Origin of the sequence: Stenotrophomonas sp. NPDC077659 (assembly GCF_050268705.1) — a bacterium.
Lineage (GTDB): Bacteria > Pseudomonadota > Gammaproteobacteria > Xanthomonadales > Xanthomonadaceae > Stenotrophomonas.
In genome coordinates this window covers 3,025-7,774 of record NZ_JBNNHG010000165.1, presented here as the reverse complement: position 1 = coordinate 7,774, position 4,750 = coordinate 3,025, and the positions used below count along the sequence as shown (strand labels likewise).

At 68.9% G+C, this 4,750-nt stretch carries 5 protein-coding genes; 2 read left to right on the top strand and 3 right to left on the bottom strand.

The window, feature by feature from the left end:
• Nucleotides 1-112: 112 nt before the first annotated feature.
• The 3 genes from ACQKDV_RS17020 to rluD are packed head-to-tail and all read right to left on the bottom strand — an operon-like array spanning nucleotide 113 to nucleotide 2,285.
• Nucleotides 113-532 carry a thiol-disulfide oxidoreductase DCC family protein gene (locus ACQKDV_RS17020; protein WP_427785292.1) on the bottom strand — a complete coding sequence of 140 codons (420 nt, stop codon included), beginning with the start codon at nucleotides 530-532 and terminating at the stop codon, nucleotides 113-115.
• Nucleotides 529-1,296, bottom strand: a complete 768-nt coding sequence (pgeF, locus tag ACQKDV_RS17015; protein ID WP_427785291.1) for a peptidoglycan editing factor PgeF — start codon at nucleotides 1,294-1,296, stop codon at nucleotides 529-531. The genes ACQKDV_RS17020 and pgeF overlap by 4 nt, the downstream gene beginning before the upstream one ends.
• Nucleotides 1,296-2,285: a 23S rRNA pseudouridine(1911/1915/1917) synthase RluD gene (gene rluD / locus ACQKDV_RS17010; protein WP_427785289.1), complete on the bottom strand. Its 990-nt coding sequence runs from the start codon at nucleotides 2,283-2,285 to the stop codon at nucleotides 1,296-1,298. The genes pgeF and rluD overlap by 1 nt, the downstream gene beginning before the upstream one ends.
• Before the next feature lie 113 nt (nucleotides 2,286-2,398).
• Between rluD and ACQKDV_RS17005 the strand changes: the two genes are divergently transcribed.
• Nucleotides 2,399-3,286 carry an outer membrane protein assembly factor BamD gene (locus ACQKDV_RS17005; RefSeq protein WP_427785288.1) on the top strand — a complete coding sequence of 296 codons (888 nt, stop codon included), beginning with the start codon at nucleotides 2,399-2,401 and terminating at the stop codon, nucleotides 3,284-3,286.
• A 156-nt stretch (nucleotides 3,287-3,442) separates the two neighbouring features.
• Nucleotides 3,443-4,645, top strand: a complete 1,203-nt coding sequence (locus ACQKDV_RS17000) for a lipase family protein (protein WP_427785287.1) — start codon at nucleotides 3,443-3,445, stop codon at nucleotides 4,643-4,645.
• Nucleotides 4,646-4,750: the final 105 nt, after the last annotated feature.

Sequence of the window (4,750 nt, the reverse complement as noted above, 5' to 3'; positions counted from 1 at the left end):
AGGCATCCTGCAGCGTCTGCCACTGCGCCGGTGCAAGCGGGATCGGGGCGAAATCACTGATGGTGGAGCAGTCGAGCATGGCTCGACTCTACAAAAGAGCAGACGGCGGCGGTCAATCCAGGAAGCGCGTGGCCTGTTCCGGGCTGGGCAGGTAGCAGGTGTCGTGGCGGCCGAACCAGCGGTAGCGGTTGCGCGCCAGCGCGCGGTAGGCCACGTCGCGCCAGGCACGCGGCAGCACGCGCAGCACGCCGGCCACGCGCCACAGGCCACCCAGCCCCGTCACCACGCGCAGGATCGCGTCGGTGTCGGTCCAGGCGCCCTGCGCATCCACCAGCAGGAACGACAGCGGGTCGGCCGGGTCCAGCCCGTGCGCACGCAGCAGCGCACTGCCCTGCACGCCCTGCATGGCTGCGAAGCGGTAGCGCCCGCGCCGGTCAAACCGCAACAGGAAGCGCACCCAGCGGCTGCACAGCGCACAGACGCCGTCGAAGACGATCACCGCCATCTGGCTGGGACCGCCAACCGGCTTCATCCCATCCACACCAGGGTCGCCATGCGCCCGGTACGGCGGTCGCGGCGGTGCGAGTACAGATCTGGATCGGCCATGGTCGAAACCGTGCCGCCATGGATGTTGCTGGCCTCCAGCCCCGCCGCCTGCAGCCGCTGCCGGGCCAGGGCGAACAGGTCCACTTTCCAGTGCCCTTCCCGGGTGGCCACGAAGGCCGCTTCCGCGCCCGGGTCGTGGCCGACGAAGGCGTGGTAGACCGCTTCGCCGATCTCATAGTCCTGCGGGCCGGCCGCCGGGCCCAGCCAGGCGCGCAGCTGCGCCGGGGCGGTGTTCATGGCGGCCACGGTGTCTTCCAGCATGCCGTCGGCCAGGCCACGCCAACCGGCATGCGCCGCACCGATCTCGCTGCCGTCCGCCGCAGCGAACACCACCGGCAGGCAGTCGGCGGTGAGGATGGCCAGCACCACGCCGCGCACCGAGGTCACCGCGGCATCGGCCACCGGCTCGCTTGCACCAGCCACCGGCGCTGCGTCGAAGCGCAGCACGGTGGTGCCGTGCACCTGGCGCAGCCAGTGCGGTGCCGATGGCAGGGCCAGACCCTGCTGCAGCAGCTGCCGGTTGTATTCGACATTGGCCGGGGTATCGCCATCGGCCGCGTGCCGGTTGCCCAGGTTGAACTGCGCGAACGGCGCCGGCGAGATGCCCGCACCATGCCGACGGGTGGTCAGCGCGCGGACGCCCGGGGGCGCCGGCCAGTCGGCCTGCAGCAGCGGCAGCGCGGCGTCCATCACCAGCGGTCCCGCTCGCGCTCGGCGAAGGCCGCGCTGTCCTCGCGCAGCACCTTCATCAGGTGCAGCATGTCCGCCGGCACCGGCGCGGTATTGCGCACCTGCTCGCCGGTGATCGGGTGCACGAACTCCAGGGTCTCGGCGTGCAGGGCCTGGCGCTTGAAGCCGCGCAGGGCGGCAACCAGCTCTTCGCTGGCACCCTTGGGCAGCTTCAGCGCGCCGCCGTACAGCGGGTCACCGATGATCGGGTGGCGGATGTGCGCCATGTGCACGCGGATCTGGTGGGTACGGCCGGTTTCCAGGCGGCATTCCAGTGCGGTGTGCGCGCGGAAGCGCTCGCGCAGGCGGTAATGGGTGATCGCTTCCTTGCCGTCCTCGCGCACGCCCATCTTCAGGCGGTCGCGCGGGTGGCGGTCGATCGGGGCATCGGCGGTACCGCCCGCCACCATCGAGCCCATTACGATGGCCAGGTACTGGCGGTGCACATCACGTGCGGCCAACTGCTCGACCAGTGCGGTCTGCGCTTCCTGGGTGCGCGCCACCACCATCACGCCACTGGTGTCCTTGTCCCGGGGGTGCACGATGCCGGCGCGCGGCAGCACCGCCACCGACGGGTCGCGGTACAGCAGCGCATTGACCAGGGTGCCGCTGTGGTTGCCTGCGCCCGGGTGGACCACCAGGCCCACCGGCTTGTTGATCACCAGCAGGTGCTCATCCTCGAACAGCACGTCCAGCGGGATGTCCTCCGGCTGGGCGTCGGTCTGGGTATCCAGCACCACCTTCAGGGAAACGACCTCGCCACCGCGCAGCGGGTCACGCGGGCGGGCCTGGGCCCCGTCCAGCAGCACGTCGCCGGATTTGATCCATTCGGTCAGGCGCGAGCGCGAGTATTCGGGGAACAGCTCGGCCACGACCGCGTCGAAACGACGGCCGGCGGAGGTGTCGGGGACGATGGCCTGGCGGGCCGATTCGGAGGGTTGTTCAGACATGGCAGGGGGGTATCTTCGAAATTTTGGGGTCCGGTCGACCGGTTTCAGTCGCTGGACAGGACACTAGGCTATCATCGACCCTTCGTATTCCAGACGCGTCCCGCCTTGACCCCATGATCCGACGCTCCTCCATGCTCTCTGCGCCCGTCCGCCTCACCGCCCTGCTGCTGGTGCTGGTCATCGCCGCCACCGGTTGCCATCGCGGCGCCAAGAAGGGTGATCGCCCCGATGAAGGAACGCCGGTCGAACAGCTGTACGACAAGAGCCACAAGCTGATGCAGGGTGGCAACTGGAGCGGCGCCGAAGCCAGCTTCCGCCGCCTGGTGGCCCAGTACCCGTACGGCCCGTACACCGAGCAGGCGATGATCGAAACCGCCTACGCCCAGTACAAGGCCGGCAAGCACGATGACGCAGTGTCCAGCATCGACCGCTTCATCCGTACCTACCCGACCCACCGCAATATCGCCTACCTGTACTACCTGCGCGGCCTGGCCAACTCCAACCGCAATACGGTTTTCCTGCGTCGCGTATGGTCACTGGACCCCAGCCGCCGCGATCTGTCCACGCCGCACCAGGCGTATGAGGACTTCAACATCGTGGTGGACCGCTACCCGAACAGCCGTTACGCCGCCGACGCGCGCCAGCGCATGATCGAGCTGCGTGACGTGTTCGCCCAGCACGAGCTGGACAACGCGCTGTACTACCTGCGCCGCGGTGCGTACGTGTCGGCCGCCGGCCGCGCCAACTACCTGCTGGAAACCTACCCGCAGAGCGCCTTCCAGTACGACGCCGTGGCCGTGCTGGGTGAGTCCTATACCCATCTGGGCAACACGACCCTGGCCGATGACGCCCGCCGCGTGCTGACCCTGAACCAGCCGACCCACCCGTGGCTGGAAGGCAAGTGGCCGAAGTACCCGTGGATGATCCGCAAGCTGAACCCGTTCGCCGGCGAGAAGTCGGCCAGTACCGGCCAGCGCAACGCGCGGCTGGAAAAGAAATAAGAAAGGGGCCCCGCAAGGGGCCCTTTCCTTTTGTCTGGCAACCGGCACCTAGGAATTCTACGAATCCCCGGCCTTTGCGACGTCGTTCGCAGCCAGCACCAGTGGCGCACCTCCACACTGCGGCGCAACGGCCATCCCGGCCGGCAAGGAGCCCGCATGTCCCGACCATTCCGCTGTTTCCGGCTTACCCCGATGCTGATCGCCGCCGCCCTCGCGGGGCTGGCATCAAGCCCCGCTGTCGCCGCCCCGGCGGCTCCGGGCGATCTGCTGTCAGCCGCGCCCTACCGCGCCAGCTGGGTGCCCTCCCAGGCCGCGCAGGCCTACAAGCTCCACTACCGTACCCCGGACCAGCACGGCCAGCTGGCCGAAGGCACCGGCCTGCTGTACCTGCCCGCGGGGGCGCCGCCGGTAGGCGGCTGGCCGGTGGTGTCCTGGGCACATGGCACCCAGGGCATCGCCGACCACTGCGCACCGTCGGTATCGGGCCCCTACCAACCCGAACGCGACGGGCGCTTCCTCGACCAGTTCCTGGGCCAGGGCTACGCCGTGGTCGCCGCCGACTATCAGGGGCTCGGCAGCCCGGGTGACCATGCCTACCTGCATGTCACCACCTCCGCACGCAACATCATCGATCTGGTCAAGGCGAGCCGCCACTATCTGGGCACCACCGCACTGTCGCCGCGCTGGGTATCGGTCGGCCACTCCCAGGGCGGTGCGGCCGCGCTGACGGCCGGTCATCTGGCCACGGCCTACGGCGGCCCTTCACTGCAGTACCGCGGCAGCTTCACCACCGGCACGCCCACGGCCGTGGAACTGACCGCGCTGGTCATGAAGCCGGACAACCGCACCGCCAATGCCGGCGCCATCAACGCGTACCACGCCTACCTGCTTGATGGCCTGCTGCAGCTCGCGCCGCAGATCGACAAGGTGCTGAGCGATACAGGGCGTGCGCGGGTGGCGATGGCGCGCGAGCAGTGCCTGGGCGAACTGGCGGCGACCCTGGAAGGGGCCGATACCGGCTCGATGTTCACCACGCCGCTGACCCAGGTACCCGGCATCTGGTTCGTGCTGCATGACTATCTGGGCGTGCCGCGGAAGGGGTTCAGCCAGCCGCTGATGCTGGCGCACGGCAACCAGGACCGTGACGTGCCCTACCTGACCACCCTGCTGTATGCCGCGGGCCTGACCCTGCGTGGCGAGCCGGTCGCATTCCGCCATTATCCGGTCGACCACCGCGGCACGCTGGATGCCGCTGCAGCCGATGGTCTGTCGTTCGTGCGCGCGCGGCTGGGCGATGGGCGGTTCGATGAAGCGGCCGAAGCGACGGGTCTGGAGCGGTTGCTGGACGAGGCACAGTAGATCCACGCCATGCGTGGATAGCCCGAAATGTACAGTCGAGCCATGCTCGAATGTCTCTGAGCCGAGCATGGCTCGGCTCTACAGTAGATCCACGCCATGCGTGGT